General features: G+C 74.2%; 15 protein-coding genes. 5 read left to right on the top strand and 10 right to left on the bottom strand.

Going from position 1 to position 15,354, the window contains the following annotated elements; genetic code table 11:
• Positions 1-58: 58 nt before the first annotated feature.
• Positions 59-391, bottom strand: a complete 333-nt coding sequence (locus tag HOQ23_RS02760) for a hypothetical protein (protein WP_172211674.1) — start codon at positions 389-391, stop codon at positions 59-61.
• 286 nt (positions 392-677) lie between these two features.
• Complete coding sequence (locus tag HOQ23_RS02755) at positions 678-1,220, bottom strand: helix-turn-helix domain-containing protein (RefSeq protein WP_172211672.1); 543 nt, start codon at positions 1,218-1,220, stop codon at positions 678-680.
• A 70-nt stretch (positions 1,221-1,290) separates the two neighbouring features.
• Here HOQ23_RS02755 and HOQ23_RS02750 point away from each other — a divergent pair, with 70 nt between their 5' ends.
• Positions 1,291-2,571 carry a benzoate/H(+) symporter BenE family transporter gene (locus HOQ23_RS02750; RefSeq protein WP_172211670.1) on the top strand — a complete coding sequence of 427 codons (1,281 nt, stop codon included), beginning with the start codon at positions 1,291-1,293 and terminating at the stop codon, positions 2,569-2,571.
• On the opposite strand, the gene HOQ23_RS02745 is transcribed toward HOQ23_RS02750, so the two are convergent.
• The 3 genes from HOQ23_RS02745 to lpdA all read right to left on the bottom strand — a co-directional run bounded on the left by HOQ23_RS02745 (position 2,529) and on the right by lpdA (position 6,719).
• Positions 2,529-3,716, bottom strand: coding sequence for a SpoIID/LytB domain-containing protein (locus HOQ23_RS02745; RefSeq protein ID WP_172211668.1), 1,188 nt, complete (start codon positions 3,714-3,716; stop codon positions 2,529-2,531). The two genes, HOQ23_RS02750 and HOQ23_RS02745, sit on opposite strands and share 43 nt — an antisense overlap.
• 139 nt (positions 3,717-3,855) lie before the next feature.
• Complete coding sequence (locus HOQ23_RS02740) at positions 3,856-5,250, bottom strand: NAD(P)H-quinone dehydrogenase (protein WP_367650376.1); 1,395 nt, start codon at positions 5,248-5,250, stop codon at positions 3,856-3,858.
• A gap of 59 nt (positions 5,251-5,309) precedes the next feature.
• Positions 5,310-6,719, bottom strand: a complete 1,410-nt coding sequence (lpdA, locus tag HOQ23_RS02735) for a dihydrolipoyl dehydrogenase (protein WP_172211664.1) — start codon at positions 6,717-6,719, stop codon at positions 5,310-5,312.
• Between the two features lie 69 nt (positions 6,720-6,788).
• Here lpdA and HOQ23_RS02730 point away from each other — a divergent pair, with 69 nt between their 5' ends.
• The 4 genes from HOQ23_RS02730 to HOQ23_RS02715 all read left to right on the top strand — a co-directional run bounded on the left by HOQ23_RS02730 (position 6,789) and on the right by HOQ23_RS02715 (position 9,343).
• Complete coding sequence (locus HOQ23_RS02730; RefSeq protein ID WP_172211662.1) at positions 6,789-7,241, top strand: gamma-glutamylcyclotransferase; 453 nt, start codon at positions 6,789-6,791, stop codon at positions 7,239-7,241.
• Positions 7,242-7,318: 77 nt separating this feature from the next.
• Complete coding sequence (locus HOQ23_RS02725) at positions 7,319-8,119, top strand: purine-nucleoside phosphorylase (protein WP_172211660.1); 801 nt, start codon at positions 7,319-7,321, stop codon at positions 8,117-8,119.
• 6 nt (positions 8,120-8,125) lie between these two features.
• Positions 8,126-8,767 carry a TetR family transcriptional regulator gene (locus HOQ23_RS02720; RefSeq protein ID WP_172211658.1) on the top strand — a complete coding sequence of 214 codons (642 nt, stop codon included), beginning with the start codon at positions 8,126-8,128 and terminating at the stop codon, positions 8,765-8,767.
• 9 nt (positions 8,768-8,776) lie between these two features.
• Positions 8,777-9,343, top strand: a complete 567-nt coding sequence (locus tag HOQ23_RS02715) for a TetR/AcrR family transcriptional regulator (RefSeq protein ID WP_172211656.1) — start codon at positions 8,777-8,779, stop codon at positions 9,341-9,343.
• 113 nt (positions 9,344-9,456) lie between these two features.
• Here the strand turns inward: HOQ23_RS02715 and HOQ23_RS02710 are convergent, their stop codons facing one another.
• The 5 genes from HOQ23_RS02710 to HOQ23_RS02690 are packed head-to-tail and all read right to left on the bottom strand — an operon-like array spanning position 9,457 to position 15,353.
• Positions 9,457-10,821, bottom strand: a complete 1,365-nt coding sequence (locus tag HOQ23_RS02710; RefSeq protein ID WP_172211654.1) for a hypothetical protein — start codon at positions 10,819-10,821, stop codon at positions 9,457-9,459.
• A 39-nt stretch (positions 10,822-10,860) separates the two neighbouring features.
• The gene (locus tag HOQ23_RS02705) at positions 10,861-12,300 is read right to left on the bottom strand and encodes a hypothetical protein (RefSeq protein WP_172211652.1); all 1,440 of its coding nucleotides are present in this window, start codon (positions 12,298-12,300) and stop codon (positions 10,861-10,863) included.
• The gene (locus HOQ23_RS02700) at positions 12,287-13,456 is read right to left on the bottom strand and encodes a hypothetical protein (RefSeq protein ID WP_172211650.1); all 1,170 of its coding nucleotides are present in this window, start codon (positions 13,454-13,456) and stop codon (positions 12,287-12,289) included. Before HOQ23_RS02700 ends, HOQ23_RS02705 begins: the two co-directional genes overlap by 14 nt.
• Positions 13,441-14,274, bottom strand: coding sequence for a heme ABC transporter ATP-binding protein (locus HOQ23_RS02695; protein WP_172211648.1), 834 nt, complete (start codon positions 14,272-14,274; stop codon positions 13,441-13,443). Before HOQ23_RS02695 ends, HOQ23_RS02700 begins: the two co-directional genes overlap by 16 nt.
• Positions 14,271-15,353, bottom strand: a complete 1,083-nt coding sequence (locus tag HOQ23_RS02690; RefSeq protein ID WP_172211646.1) for an iron ABC transporter permease — start codon at positions 15,351-15,353, stop codon at positions 14,271-14,273. Before HOQ23_RS02690 ends, HOQ23_RS02695 begins: the two co-directional genes overlap by 4 nt.
• Position 15,354: the final 1 nt, after the last annotated feature.

The following is a 15,354-nucleotide window of genomic DNA, read 5'->3' as shown; positions in this document are numbered from 1 at the left end:
GGATAGTCCGCCACACCAGTGTCGTGAATCGCCCGATCCACGACACCGGTGTGGCGGACTACCGCCCAGGTCCGGCTGCGCGCAGGGCGCGTACGACGGCCGCCCGGACCTCCGCGCTGCCGGCCGGGAGGTGGGCCTCGGCGCTGCCGACGAGGCCGGGGAACAGGTAGTCGAAGGCGGTCGTCCGGGGCTCGGGCGCCGCGGGGAGCGCCGCGCTGAGGAGGGACACCCCGGCGTCGCGCCGGTCGGCGTCCTGGGCGCGCGGGGCGGAGTCGGGGACGGCGTGGCCGCCGTGGTGCAGGTGGCCGAGGACGTAACGCGGGTGCTCGCGCGCGCCGTGGTCGGGGGCGGGTGCCCCCGAGGTCGAGGTGGGCGTGGTGGAAGAGGTCATGACGGGGACCCTCGGGATCGGGTGCGGGCTCGACGGGAGGTCGCCGCAACGGCGACCGCGGGGCCGCAGGGGCCGTCGCGCACGGGTGCGAGCCGAGGCCGGCACCCGCGCCGGCACCTGGGACTCTTCGAGGTGCAGCTGGACCGCGGCGCTCGCGCGCGGTCGACCTCTCCACGCTCCAACGCGGCCCCCGGCACCGCAACCACCTATCTAGACCGATGAGGTCCAGCGGCTGGAGACCTACCTGATTGTGGGGATCTACGACCTCGATCCGCCGCCGGGTGAGTCAGTCTGTGATCGGCGTGCGGACCACGTCGATCGCACGCAGCTCCGTCTCCCCCACGACGTCGTAGCCGTGCGGGACGTCCCCCGGCCAGGCGAGGTGGCCGCCCGCGGCGACCACCTGCTCCTGCTCCTGCCCGGGCGCGCCCCAGCGCACCCGGCAGCTGCCCTCGAGCACGACCAGCTGCTCGCTCACGCCGGGGCCGTGCGCCGGGGAGCTGCGGGTGGTGCCGGGGGCGGCGCCCAGCAGGAACGTCTCCGAGACCGCGGACGGGCCGCGCTCGGCGTGGAGCAGCGTGGCCTCGAAGCCCCCGTCCGCGACGGCGGCCCCGACCCGGAAGTCGAGCAGCGCGCCCAGGGACACCCGCAGCGGCGCCGCCACGGCGTACAGCGTCGCGAGGGTGGGGTTGCGGTGCCCGGTCTCGAGCTCCGAGAGCGAGCCCTTGCCGATCCCGGCCTCGCGGGCCAGCGCGGAGAGCGAGAGCCCGCGCTCGCGGCGCAGCTCCCGGACCCGGGCGCCGACGGCGACGATCTGCTGGTCGGGCACGGCGCCTCCGACTAGTGTTCCGTTTGCGGAACCACCCGGTCCGCCTGCCCGACCCTAGCGCGGAGGACCGATGCGCCGGACCCGCAGCGCCGCCGAGCACCGGGCTCCCCAGGCGGGCCGCGGCACCCCGTGGCTGGCCGGCGTCGTGACCGCCGTGGTCGGGTTCTCCAGCTCCTTCGTGGTGGTCCTCGCCGGCCTGGGCGCCGTCGGCGCCTCCCCTGCGGAGGCCGCCTCGGGCCTGCTCGTGCTGTGCCTGGCCCAGGCCGCGGGGATGCTCTGGCTCAGCCTGCGTCACCGCACCCCGCTCACCCTGGCCTGGTCCACCCCCGGCGCCGCGCTGCTGCTGACCAGCGGCGCGGCCGACGGCGGCTGGCCGGCGGCGGTGGGCGCGTTCGTGCTCTGCGGCGTGCTCGTGGCGCTCACCGGCCTGGTGCCGTGGCTGGGCGCGCTCGTCGCCCGAATCCCGCCGCCGATCGCGCGGGCGATGCTGGCCGGGGTGCTCGTGCCGATCTGCCTGGAGCCGGTCACCGGCCTGGTGGACGCGCCGCTGCTGGTCGGCCCGGTCGTGGCCACCTGGCTGCTGGTCCACCTGGTCTCCCGGCGCTGGGCGGTCCCCGCCGCGCTCGCCGTGGCCCTGCTCGTCGCGCTGGTCGACGTGCTCGGCGGGCCGGGCCTCGACTCCGCCGCCCTCGTGCCCACCCTGACCTGGACCACGCCCGAGTGGACCCTCGGCGCGGTGCTCGCGATCGCGCTGCCGCTCTACGTCGTCACGATGGCCTCCCAGAACGTCCCGGGCGTCGCCGTGATGGCCGGCCACGGGTACGCCGTGCCGTGGCGCGAGTCGATGGGCGTCACCGGCCTGGCCACGGTCGCGGCCGCCCCGTTCGGCGGCCACGCGGTCAACCTCGCCGCCATCACCGCGGCGATGGCGGCCGGACCGCTCGCCGGGGCGGACCGGTCCCGGCGCTGGCTGGCGTCGGTCTCCGCCGCCGCGACGTACGCCGTGCTCGCGCTCGCCTCCGGCGCCCTGGTTGCGCTGCTGGCCGCGGCCCCGCCGGAGGTGCTGCCGGCCGCGGCCGGGCTCGCCCTGCTCGGCACCCTCGGCGCCTCGCTGGCCGGCGCGCTCGCCGACGAGGACACCCGGGAGGCGAGCGTGGTGTGCTTCGTGGTGGCCGCCTCGGGGGTCACCGTGCTCGGCATCGGGGCGGCGCCCTGGGCGCTGGTGGCCGCGCTGGTGGTGCTGCCGTTCGTGCGCGACCGCTCGGCCCCGGCCATGACCGAGCCGGGGACCGGCCCCGGGACCGGGGCTCAGCCGGCCGGGCGGAACCAGGTCGAGCGCAGCCCGAGGTAGGAGCGCACCTGGTCGCCGGTGGCGTTCACGGCGCCGTCACGGAAGACGATCCGCATCCGGCTCACCCTGCCGCCCCACGCGCCGTCGCCGTTGCGGGCCGTGACGCTGACCGTCTCCAGCGGCCCGAGGCCGGGCCAGGCCTTCTCGAAGGCGGCGGCCGGGATCGTGGCGCGCCACGGGTTCACCGGGTCCCAGGGGTCCTTGCGGGCCTGGAGGTAGGGGAAGGACCCCGCCATCGTCCACCCGCCGTTGCTGGAGCTGAACTGGGTGAACGCCGGGGTGCCGCCGTGCAGCAGCACCTCGCCCCGCGTCGCGTCGATGGCCGCGTTGGAGGCGGGGTGCTCGGCCGAGGCACCGCCGTACACCTGGCAGCTGGTGGTGTCGCAGATCTGGTAGTGCCGGGCCAGCGGCTGGCGCCGCTCGAAGGCCGCGTAGGTCCGGGCGGCGACCGACTGGGCCCGCACCGCGTCGGGGTTCCACAGCGCGGGGACCTCCTGCGGCACGACCCCCTTGAGGTAGTTGTGCAGGCTGACGATGTTGACGGTGTCGCGGGTCTTGCTGCCGGGCTGGGCGCTGGCCGAGCGCAGCGCGCCGCGGTAGGCGACCACGCCGCTCGGTGTCCGCAGCGTCACCGGACGCCCGCCGGCGGCGAACTGGGCGTCGCCGCCCACCGTGCGCCAGGTGCGCCAGCCGCCGGTGCGGGCCCGGAAGTCGACGCGGGTGCGGGTCGGGGACGCGGCGACCAGGCGCCAGCGCACCGCGGCCGGCCGGACCGCGGCGAGGTCCCAGGTGCGCCGGTTGCGCAGCGCGGTGACGCGCAGCCCGGAGCGGGCGTCGACGACGACGTCGTCGGAGGTGTCGGCGCTGACGAGCACCGAGACCTTGCCCGCGATCCGGCCCCAGGTCGTGCCCGGGTAGTAGAAGTCGAGGATCTCGCGGTAGCCGACGCCCTTCTCGGCCGCGACCTTCGCGCCGTACTGCGAGAGGCCCTTGCCGTGGCCGTAGCCGCGCCCCTCGAAGGTCACCGAGGCGAGCTTGCGCGGGTGCGGCCGCGGCTCGGGGGTGGCCGCCGCGGCCGGCGGGACGAGGGCGGCACCGAGGGCCAGGCCGAGGCCGGCGGCGAGCACGCGAAGTCGAGGGGTCATGTCACTCCCGGGAGGGTGCGGCCGCAGCCGCGGAGGGTCGGACCCGGTCCGTTCTACCAGTGACACGCACGACACGCCGAGGCCGCGCGTGCGGCCCCGGCGTGCGTGGGAGGTGCTGCGGGAGGTGCTGCGGACCCGGTCAGCCCCGACGGTGCAGGCGGCGGGCCGCCTCGGCGACCGAGCCGCTCATCGAGGGGTAGACGGTGAACGCGCCGGCCAGCTGGTCGGCGGTCAGGGACTCCGCGACCGCGATCGAGACCGGGTGGATCAGCTCGCTGGCCCGCGGCCCGACCACGACGCCGCCGACCACGATGCCGGTGCCGACGCGGCAGAAGAGCTTCACGAAGCCGTCGTGGACGCCCTGCATCTTGGCGCGCGGGTTGCCCGACAGCGGCAGCATGATCGTCTCGGCGTCCATCTCGCCGTTCTCGACCGCCTGCTGGGAGATGCCGACGGTGGCGATCTCGGGGGCGGTGAAGACGTTGGACGACACCGACTTGAGGTTGAGCGGGTGCACCGCGTCGCCGAGGAAGTGCGCCATCGCGATGCGTCCCTGCATCGCCGCCACGGAGGCGAGCATCAGCACGCCCGTGCAGTCGCCGGCGGCGTACACGCCCCGCGCCGAGGTGCGCGAGACCCGGTCGACGTAGACGAACCCGCCGTCCTTGAGCAGCACCCCGGCCTCCTCGAGCCCGATGCCGCCGGTGTTGGGCACCGAGCCGAGCGCGAGGATGCAGTGCGAGCCCTGGACCTTGCGGCCGTCGGTGAGGGTGACGGTGACGACGTCACCGTCGCGCTGCACCGACTCCATGCGCGACTTGGAGAGCACCGTCATGCCGCGGCGGCGCAGCACGTCCTCGAGCACGCTCGCCGCGTCGGCGTCCTCGCCGGGCAGCACCCGGTCGCGCGAGGAGACCAGGGTGACCGGGATGCCGAGGTTGAGGTAGGCGCTGGCGAACTCGGCGCCGGTGACGCCGGAGCCGACCACGATCAGCTCGCTGGGCACCTCGGTGAGGTCGTAGACCTGCTCCCAGGTGAGGATCCGCTCGCCGTCGGGCTGGGCCGAGGGCAGGGTCCGCGGCGCCGCGCCGGTGGCGACCAGGATCGCGTCGCCCTCGATGGTCTCCTCCCCGCCGTCGGCGAGGGAGGCGACCACCCGGTGCGGGCCGTCGAGACGGCCCCGGCCCGAGACGATGCGGACGCCGTCGCGGACCAGGCGGCGGTGGATGTCGCGCGACTGCTCGGCGGCGAGCCGCTTGACCCGCTCGTTGACGCGCGCGAGGTCGACGCGGATCTCGGTGGCCGCGTCGCCGCCCTCGCCGGCGAACGCGACGCCGAGCTCGGCGGCCCCGGAGAGGTCGCTCATCACCTCGGCGGTCGCGATCAGGGTCTTGCTCGGCACGCAGTCGGTGAGGACTGCGGAGCCGCCCAGACCGTCGGAGTCGACGATCGTGACCTCGGCACCCAGCTGCGCCGCGACGAGGGCGGCCTCGTAGCCGCCCGGGCCGCCGCCGAGGATCACTGCCCGGTCAATCGCCATCTTCTGTTCCTGCTCCCGCTTCCTGAGTGCTGTGACCGCGTCGAAACGGGCGGTCAGAAGTTGATCATGTGGCCGGCGATGCCCTCGACGGCCTCCTTGACCGCCTCGGTCAGCGTCGGGTGCGCGAAGACGTTGCGGGCCACCTCGTCGGCGGTGAGGTCCCACTTCTGCGCGAGGGTCAGCACCGGCAGCAGCTCGGTCACGTCGGGGCCGATCATGTGGGCGCCGAGGATCTCGTTGTGCTCGGCGTCGGCGACCACCTTGACGAAGCCGACGGCCTCGCCCAGGCCCTGGGCCTTGCCGTTGGCGGCGAAGGGGAAGGTCGCGGTCTTGACGTCGTAGCCGCGCTCCTTGGCCTGGGCCTCGGAGTAGCCGAAGGAGCCGATCTGCGGCGAGCAGTACGTCGCGCGCGGCACCATGTCGAAGTCGACCGGCATGGTCTCGACGCCGGCGATGGTCTCCACCGCGACGATGCCCATGGCCTCGGCGACGTGGGCGAGCATCATCTTGCCGGTGACGTCGCCGATGGCGTAGACGTGCTCGACGTTGGTGCGGCCGTACTCGTCGATCGCGATCGCGCCGCGCTCGGTCAGCTCCACGCCGGTGTTCTCCAGGCCGTAGCCCTCCAGGCGCGGGGCGAAGCCGAAGGCCGCCAGCATCTTGTCGGCCTCGAGCACCTGGGAGTCGCCGCCCTGGGCGGGGCTCACGGTGACCTTGACGCCGGAGCCGGTGTCCTCGACGTTCTCGACCTTGGTCGAGAGCAGCACCTTGATGCCGAGCTTCTTGTAGTGCTTGAGCAGCTCCTTGGACACGTCGGCGTCCTCGGTGGGGACCATCCGGTCCAGGAACTCCACGATCGTCACGTCGACGCCGAAGTTCTTCATCACGTAGGCGAACTCGACGCCGATCGCGCCGGAGCCGCCGATGATGATCGAGCCGGGCAGCTCGGAGTCGAGGATCTGCTCCTCGTAGGTCACGACGTTGGCGCTGCGCTCCATGCCGGGCAGCATCCGCACGGTCGCGCCGGAGGCGATGATCAGGTCGTCACAGGTGTAGGTGGTGACGCCGTCCTTGCCCTTGACCTCGATGGTCTGCTTGCCGTCGCGCTCGCCCTGGAGGGTGCCCCAGCCGTCGATCTCGACGATCTTGTTCTTCTTCATCAAGAAGTGGACGCCCTTGACGATGCCGGCCGAGACCTGGCGCGAGCGCGCGTGGGTGGGGCCGTAGGCCATCGTGGCGTCGCCCTCGATGCCGAACTTCTTCTTCTCGTGCGTGAGCGTGTGGGCGAGCTCGGCGTTCTTCAGCAGCGCCTTGGACGGGATGCAGCCGACGTTGAGGCACACACCGCCCCAGTACTTCTCCTCCACCACGGCAACCGACTTGCCGAGCTGGGAAGCGCGAATCGCGGCCACGTATCCACCGGGGCCGGCACCAAGGACGAGGACATCGAAGTGGGAGCTCACGGGCCTTAGCGTAGGGCTGTCGCGTGCGTCACCCCAAGGCGGGCCGCGGCGGGCACTAACCTGTCGGACGTGACGCTGTACGCCGCCTACGGGACCAACCTCGACCCCGCCCGGATGGGCGAGCGCTGCCCCCACTCGCCGCTGCGCACGACCGGCTGGCTGCAGGGCTGGCGCCTGACCTTCGGTGGGGAGGAGCACGGCTGGGACGGCGCCCTCTCCACGATCGTCCAGGACCCCTTCGAGCAGGTGTACGTCGCGGTCTACGACATCACCCGCGAGGACGAGGCGAACCTCGACGGCTGGGAGGCGGCCGACCTGGGCCTGTACCGCAAGACCAAGGTGCGGGTGTCGACGCTGACCGGCGAGGTCGTGACCTGGACCTACGTGCTCGACGCCTACGAGGGCGGGCTGCCCTCCGCGTCGTACCTCGGGGTGCTCGCCGACGCGGCCGAGGCCGCCGACGCCCCCGCGGACTACGTCGCCGCCCTGCGGCGCCGGCCCTGCCGCTCGATCGGGCACTGACCGGACGATTTCGTGAGCTCCGGGCGCCGGGCGCCACGAATCTTCGTCCGGGGCCGCACCGGGCTTACGCTTCCTTGGTGAACGAGCAGTCTCCTTACACCCTGGCCGACGAAGCCGCCACGCGGCTCGCAGAACTGACCGGCGTCGAGCGTCACGACGTGGCGCTCGTGCTGGGCTCCGGCTGGCTCCCCGCCGTCGACGCGCTGGGCGAGGCCACCGCCGAGATCGCCACCACCGACCTGCCGGGCTTCAGCGCCGCCGCCGTCGCGGGGCACTCCGGTAAGATCCGCTCGGTGCGCGCCGGCGACCGCAACCTGCTGGTGTTCCTCAGCCGCACCCACTACTACGAGGGCCGCGGCGTCCCCGCCGTCGTGCACGGCGTACGCACCGCGGCCGCGGCCGGTTGCCGCGCGATCGTGCTGACCAACGGCTGCGGCGGGCTCAAGGAGACCTGGTCCCCCGGCACGCCGGTGCTGATCAGCGACCACATCAACCTCACCGGCCGCTCCCCCATCGAGGGCGCGAACTTCGTCGACCTCACCGACCTGTACTCCAGCCGCCTGCGCGCGATGTGCCGGGAGGTCGAGTCGAGCCTCGACGAGGGCGTCTACGTGCAGTTCCCCGGCCCGCACTACGAGACCCCCGCCGAGATCGGCATGGTCCGCGCGATCGGCGGCCACCTGGTCGGCATGAGCACCACCCTGGAGGCGATCGCGGCCCGCGAGGCCGGCATGGAGGTGCTCGGCATCAGCCTGGTCACCAACCTCGCCGCCGGCCTCAGCGGCCAGCCGCTGAACCACGAGGAGGTCCTCGAGGCCGGGCGCGCCGCCGCGACCCGGATGGGCGACCTGCTCGGCCGGATCGTCCCCCGGATCTGAGTCCCGATGTCGTCGGAGACCACGCGTCAGCTGCTGATCGACGCCGCCTGCCGGGCGTTCGCCGAGAACGGGGTCGAGCGGGCCTCGCTCCTCGAGATCACCCGGCAGGCCGGGCAGCGCAACCGCGGCGCGGTGCACTACCACTTCGGCTCGCGTGCCGGGGTGCTCGTGGCGGTCCTGGAGGAGCAGGTGGAGTTCCTGCGGGAGTGCGTCGGCGACCTGCTCGCCCGTGCCGAGGCCCGGCCGGGCGAGCTCGAGCCGCTGGTCGACGCCTTCGTCGAGCCGGCCGTGGCCCTCGCCGCCCAAGGGTGGAAGGGCCAGTGCTTCCTGCGCATCGTCGCCGAGCTGCTGGCCACCCAGTCCGAGACCTCCCTCCCGCCGGCGGTGTACGACGTGATCGCCAGCACCCGGGTCTATGAGGTCTCGCACCTGCTCGACCAGCAGCTCGACGCGCTGCCCCCGGCGGTCCGCGAGCTGCGGACCACCCTGACCATCGGCTTCGCGGTGCGCGCCGTCGCCGAGCGCGCGAAGGGCCAGGTCGACTCCCCGCAGATCGAGTGGCTCGACGACGAGACCTTCGAGGCCGACCTCAAGGCGATGTGCCTGGCGATGCTCAGCGTCGCGGCGCCCGCTGGGCCGACCCGATAGCCTGCGTCCGTGCCCCGCATCTCCGGCGACTCCCTCCAGCAGCACCGCGAGCTGTTGCACCGACGGGTCTTCGACGCCTTCGCCGCGCTGATGGCCGAGCACAGCTTCGATGCGATCTCGATGGCCGCGATCGCGCAGCGTGCCGAGATCGGCCGCACCGCGATCTACCACCACTTCCCCGACAAGGAAGCGGTGATGGTCGCGTTCGCCAGCCACGAGACGGCGCGCTACCTCGAGCAGCTCGACGACCTGCTCGACGGGATCGCGGAGCCCGAGGAGCAGCTGCGCGTCTACCTGCGCCACCAGCTCGCGGCCGGCGAGCAGTTCCACATGGGCCTGGGCACCCAGGTCTACGGCCTGCTCTCCGACGAGGCCCGCCGGGCGATCCGCGGCCACGTCGTCGCGGTCGAGGACGTGCTGCGCCGCATCCTCGTCGCCGGCACCGAGGGCGGCCGGTTCCGCATCGTCGACCTGGACAGCACCATGTCGCTGATCCACGCCTGCCTGAACCCGCGGCACCTGCCGCCGTCCGCGATCGAGCGGTTCGTGCTCCGCGGCGTCGGCGCCGACGCCTGAGGCGACGGCTCGGTCCGCGGCGTACGGCGCCGTCCCGCGCCGCAACCAGGACGCACGACGGCCCCGGCACTCGCTGAGTGCCGGGGCCGTCGTCATGCAGCCGGGTCAGACGGTCACGTGGTGACCTTGTACTGACGCTTGACCACGGTGGCCTTGTAGTCCGGCGTCGCGAGCAGCTTCACGGCGACGGTGTAGGTGCCCTTCTTGGCCTTGGCCAGCTTCACGTTGACCTTGCCGGCCTTGTTCAGGGTGACGGTGCGGACGGCGCCGACCTTCTTGGCGCCCTTCTTCACGGTGACCTTGGCCTTGCCGGCGGCCTTGCCGTACTTGCCGCCGAAGGTGACCGCGATCTTGCCGGCCTTCTTGGTGGTGGGCTTGGTGGCGGCGACCTTGGTGGCGGCCTTCACCTTGGTGAGCCGCGCCCACGGGATCGAGACCGGGGTGACCGTGTCCTGCGAGTCGGTCGAGTGGGTGTGCGCGCGCCAGGTGTAGAGGGCGTACTTCGTGCCCTTCTTGAGGTTGGCGGTCGGTACGTTCACGACGGTGCTGAAGGTGTCGCCGTCGAAGAAGCGGCCCTCGACCCAGTTGATGCCGACCATCTGCGCCATGCCGGAGTCCATGTCGTCGAAGTCGATCTGGGCGTCGGCGCGAGCGACGCCGACGTACACGCCGTCGTCGCTGGGGTTGCCGTCGGTGGCGCTGAAGCCGGTGCCGGTGACCTTGAGGTCCACGCCGGAGGACGGGCGGGCGCCGGCCACGGAGGTGGTGACCTTCGGCGCGGCGCTGATCTCGCCGGCCGCGACGGAGCCGGCGACCTTCTTGGCGTCCGAGCCGGAGCCGCTGGCGTAGAAGTGCGCACGCACACCGGCCGTCAGCTGGCCGAGGAACTCGGGGTGGAACGCGCCGCCGGAGACGGGCTTGCCGGCGGCGATGCCGAGCGCGAGGGCCGCATCGGAGTCGGCGGGCAGGACGCCCTCCCAGGCCGGGGTCGCGGCGAGGACGCCGTCGGTCGAGGTGGACGAGGCGAACTCGGCGACGGTCACCCGGACCGGGCTCGTGCTGGCCAGGGGGTTCCCCTGAGCCGCCGCGTTGCGCGCGGAGACCTCGGCGGTGATCTCGCCCGAGCCGTCCGTGTCCACCGACACGGCCGGGTCGCTGATCCGCACGCCGTAGAACTCGGTCCCGGCCATGGCGAAGGCGCCGTCCACCGTGCCGTCGTAGACGTAGGTCACGGTGTCACCGGCGACCCGGCGCTCGTCGGCCGGGAACGTGAAGGTGCCCTGCTCGGCGTCGAACGCCGCACCGTCGGCGAGGGTGCGGGTCGAGAGGTGCGAGACGAACTGCTCGGAGATCGACCAGCGGAGGCTGGGGGCGCTCTCCGCGGCCTGGGCGGCGGGGGCGATGGCGAGGCCGGCGGCGACGAGCGCACCGGTGGCGCCGAGGGCCGCGATGCGGCGGCCTCGGGTCAGGTGGGACATGGGTTTCCTTTCGCGGGACGGGTGGGTGGTGTCGTGGCGTCAGGGACGCCGGGAGACCGGAAGGAGGACCCCACCGGGAAGAAGCAGGAGCAGGGCGCTGAGGAGCAGCAGCGAGCCGCCCACCCACCACCACGTGGAGCCCGCGACCGCCGCGGGGGCGGTGACGGGAGCGGTGGCCACCAGCTGGGTCGAGGCCGGCAGGCTGCCGGTGCCCGCGGCGCCGGGCACGGTCCCGACCGGGCCGGCGGGGACGCCGGTGCCGGGCAGGCCGCCCGCGGAGAGCGAGCCGCTCACCGGCGCGCCGGCGACGGGGACGCTGCCGCCCGGGACGGGGACGCTGGTGGCCGGCGGCGGGGTCACGACCGGGTTGCTCGGGGTGGCAGGCGGCGCCGTGGTCGGCTCGGGCGCCGGCGGCGCCACCTCGCGGGCGGTCCAGCTGAACGTGATCGGCAGCGGCCGCTTGGTGCCGTCGGTCGACAGGCCGGTGGAGTACCAGAACTGGTCGGTGTTGAGGGGCACCAGGTAGCTCACGAGGCTCTGCGGGAACGAGCCCCAGTCCGCGCCCTCGCGCCGCTGCGGCTCGCTGCCGCCGCTGGTCTCGACCCGGTCGTACGCCGGCTGCACGGTCGCGCCCAGCGCGCCGAGGTCCACGTCGGGCAGGTCCGCGATGGTCGCCTGACGCTGGGGGGCCTTCTTCCACAGCGTGGTGTCGTTGCGGTCGGCGTAGAAGCCGCCCATCGTGGCGGTGACCCGGCCGACGCCGTCCTTCACCACGAGACGCGGGTTGCTGACCGTGAAGACGGTGTTGCCGCCGTAGTAGACGACCGTGAAGGTGCCGGTCCAGGCGACCTCGGCGTCGCCGGACGCCGGGTCGACGGTGCCGGTGCCGCCGCGGATCACCACGTGGTGGTCGCTGAAGTCGCGCTCCATGCCGATCCGGCGCCCGTCGGGGGTGGTGCCCAGGCCGGCCCAGGTGGCGCGCGCGTAGCGGCCGTCGGGACGGCGCTTCTGGATCTCGGCGTTGCCCTGCACCGCACGCCACTGGTCCTGGCGCAGCTGGCGGCCGCCGCCACCCGGGTTGGCCACGCCGGCGGCGAGGAAGTTGATCGACACGGGGTTGTGCGAGCGGGCGTTGGACTGGTTGCTGACGCCCCAGCGGAAGACCGCCTCGCTGACCTCGAGGACGCCCTCGTCGGGGTCCCCGGAGTCGTCGGGGTCCTCGGACGGCGTCGCGGTCGGCTCCCCGCTCGGGGTCGGATCCGGGGTGGCCTCGGGCGTCGGCTCGGCAGTGGGATCGGCGCTCGGGGTCGCCTCCGGGCTCGGGGTGGCGGTCGCGGTCGGCTCCTCCCCCGGCACCGTCGCGTCGGCCGCGACCGCGCCGGGCCCGACGGCGGCGACGCCGAAGCAGGCGAGGGCGAGCGCGGCGGCGCCGGCCGCGAGGACCCGGCGAGCGCGGGCACGTCGCTCAGCGCGGGGCACGGCGCGACCTCCGCAGGCGCAGGAACGTGAGCACGAGGGCGGCGAGCAGCACGACGGCCGCGGCCCCGGCGAAGACGATCGCGGCGCGGTCGCCGTCCTCCTCGGAGGAGACCTCGTCGGCGTCGTCGGCGACGGTGACCGCGAAGCTGACCGTGGGCGCGTCCTCGACGCCGAAGACCCGCAGCTCGTGGGTGCCCGGCCGGGTGTCGGCGGGCAGCCCGACCACGCCGGCGATGCCGCCGTCGGCGCCGACGAGGAACGGCCCGGCTGCCGCGGCGCCGTCGTCGAGGACGACCGTCACCTGGCGCCCGGCCGGCAGCCCGCTGCCGACGAAGGACAAGACGTTGCCGGCCGTCGCCGAGCCGCGGTCGACCTCCAGCACGGGCTTCGCGCTCCGCCCCGGCTTCCCGGACCCGGGGGCCGTGCTCGGCGTCGTGGCACCCGGAGCCGCGCCGACCCCGGAGCCGAGGCCGGTCCCGGCGCCCGTCCCGGTCTCGCCGGTGGCGCCGTCCGCGGCACCGGACGTGCCGGTGTCGTCGGACCCCTCGGAGCCGTCGCCGCCGTCGTCGCCGTCGTCGCCGGGCTGCTCGGCGTACACCTCGCGCACCGGCAGCGGGGTGAAGGTCTCGTTGTTGGCGTTCTTGACGCCGTGCGCGCCGATGGTGATCACGCCGCAGGTGACCTCGCGGCAGTCGACGGTGCGCACCGAGCCGTTGCGCCCGACGGCCTCGAAGACCGGGCCGGGCACGAGCAGCTGCACGCGCCACGAGCCGTTCTCGCTCATCGAGCCGCCGTTGGCCGAGGCGGCGGTGTCGGAGCCAGGGAACGCGACGTAGCGCTGGTGGCCGGCGTTGTTCTTGGCCTCGCTGTCGGGCACGTAGACGTAGTTCTCGCCCGAGACGCCGCCCTTGCTCGGCTGCCAGGCACCGGAGACGGTGCCGAACCAGACGTAGACGCCGCCGTGGCCGCCCTTGACGGACTGGAAGCCGCTGCCGCTGACGGTGAGCGTGGTCGAGTAACGGCCGTCGATCGCAGCGCCGCCGCGGTCGTTGACGACCGTCACCTTCCCGGCCGCGTGGGCCGGGGGCGCGGTCGCGGGGACGATCAGGGCGGCGGTGGCCAGTGCCGCGAGCGCGGCGGTCACACGGCGGAGCACGATGCCTCCTCGTCGGTGGTGGCGGTGGGGGTCGCGGCGGGGCGCTCGCCACGCGCGCGGACCGGGACGACGACCAGGTTGCCGTCGTGGTGCAGGACGTCGACCGGGTGGCCGTAGACCTCGGTGAGCAGCTCGCCGGTGAGCACGTCGGCGGGCGCGCCGTCGGCGCGCAGCCGGCCGTCCGCGAGCACGCAGACCCGGTCGGCGTACGCCGCGGCGAGGGAGAGGTCGTGGAGCACGACCACCACCGCGGCACCGGCCTCGGCGGCCTCGCGCACGACGCCCAGGAGCTGCTCCTGGTGGCGGATGTCGAGGGCCGCGGTCGGCTCGTCGAGGAACATCAGCGGGGTCTCCTGGGCCAGCAGCCGCGCGAACGACGTGCGCGCCTGCTCACCGCCGGAGAGGGTCGGGAAGAGCCGCTCGGCGAGCCCGGCGACGTCGGCGCGGCCCAGGCTCTCCTCGACGACCTCCTCGTCGCGATCGGCGGCCGGGGTGCGGTACCACGGGGAGCGGCCCATCCGGACCACCTCCTCGACGCGGAACCCGAAGGCCAGGCCCTGCTTCTGCAGCTGGACGCCGCGCTGGCGGGCGAGGTCCTTGGCGGAGTGCTTGGTGATGCGCCGCCCGCCCAGCTCGACGTGACCCTCGCTCGGGCCCAGGTCGCCGGAGAGGACGCCCAGCAGCGTGGACTTGCCGGCGCCGTTGGGCCCGACCAGGGCCACGACCTCGCCGGGACGCACCTCGAGGTCGACGTCGGCCAGGATCGCGCGGCCCTCGATGACGACCCCGACCCCGTGGGCGGAGAGGAAGGCGCTCATGCCCAGCCCCCCGCCGTACGACGGGCGCGGCGTAGCAGCCAGAAGAAGAAGGGGCCGCCGATGAGCGAGGTGAGCATGCCGATCGGCAGGTCGGCGTAGGCGATGGCGGTGCGCGCCCAGAGGTCGGCGAGGACCAGGAGCACCGCGCCGCCGAGAGCGCTGGCCGGCACCAGCATCCGGTGCCCGGGGCCGGCGACCATGCGGATCAGGTGGGGCACGACCAGGCCGACGAAGGCGATGATCCCGCAGAAGGCGACGGCCGCGCCGGTCAGCAGCGCGACCACGACGATCGCCACGATGCGCAGCCGCTCGACGTCGACGCCCACGTGGCGCGCGGCGCGGTCCCCGAGCGCGAGCAGGTCGAGGCGGGGGGCCAGGAACAGCGCTGCGAGGATGCCGCCGACCACGAGCGGCGCGACGACGCCGACGTACTCCCAGCGCGAGCCGTTGAGGCTGCCGAGCTGCCAGAAGACGATCTCCTCGCGGGCCTGCTGGTCGCCGAGGAAGAGCAGGAAGGCCAGGCCGGCGCTGGTCACCGCGTTGATCGCGATGCCGGTCAGCACCAGCGTGACCACCTCGGTACGCCCGCCCGAGCGCGACATGACGTAGACGAGGAGGGTGGTGACCAGGCCGCCGAGGAAGGCGCACAGGGCGATCGTCCAGGTGCCGGCGAAGGTCCAGCCGAAGACCATGACGGCGGCGGCGGCGAACGCCGCACCCGAGGAGACCCCGACCACGCCGGGCTCGGCGAGCGGATTGCCGAACACGCCCTGCATCAGCGCGCCGGCGGTGGCCAGCGCGGCGCCGGCCAGCGCCGCCATCACCACGCGGGGGAACCGGACCTGCCACAGGGTGTTCTCGCCCTGGGGGTGGCTGGGCAGCGGACCGACGTCCAGCCCGACGCGGTGCAGCACCGAGCCGAGCACCTCGGAGGCAGGCACGTCGAGCTGGCCCTGGCCGGCGGCGAGGACCACCGCGACGACCAGCGCCACGCCGAGGCCGCCGAGCAGGCCGACCCGGCCCGCGAGCGAGGCGATCGCGCCGCGCGGGCGGGTGCCGCTGCCCGGCGCGACGGACACG

The organism is Nocardioides sp. zg-DK7169 (genome assembly GCF_013155365.1).
In the GTDB taxonomy this organism is placed as follows: domain Bacteria; phylum Actinomycetota; class Actinomycetes; order Propionibacteriales; family Nocardioidaceae; genus Nocardioides.
This window is presented reverse-complemented; position numbering and strand designations above follow the sequence as displayed.

Coding starts and splice junctions, on each gene's coding strand:
- HOQ23_RS02760 (WP_172211674.1), bottom strand. CDS start 391: ATGACCTCTTCCACCACGCCCACCTCGACCTCGGGGGCACCCGCCCCC.
- HOQ23_RS02745 (WP_172211668.1), bottom strand. CDS start 3,716: ATGACCCCTCGACTTCGCGTGCTCGCCGCCGGCCTCGGCCTGGCCCTC.
- HOQ23_RS02720 (WP_172211658.1), top strand. CDS start 8,126: ATGTCGTCGGAGACCACGCGTCAGCTGCTGATCGACGCCGCCTGCCGG.
- HOQ23_RS02695 (WP_172211648.1), bottom strand. CDS start 14,274: ATGAGCGCCTTCCTCTCCGCCCACGGGGTCGGGGTCGTCATCGAGGGC.
- HOQ23_RS02750 (WP_172211670.1), top strand. CDS start 1,291: ATGCGCCGGACCCGCAGCGCCGCCGAGCACCGGGCTCCCCAGGCGGGC.
- HOQ23_RS02710 (WP_172211654.1), bottom strand. CDS start 10,821: ATGTCCCACCTGACCCGAGGCCGCCGCATCGCGGCCCTCGGCGCCACC.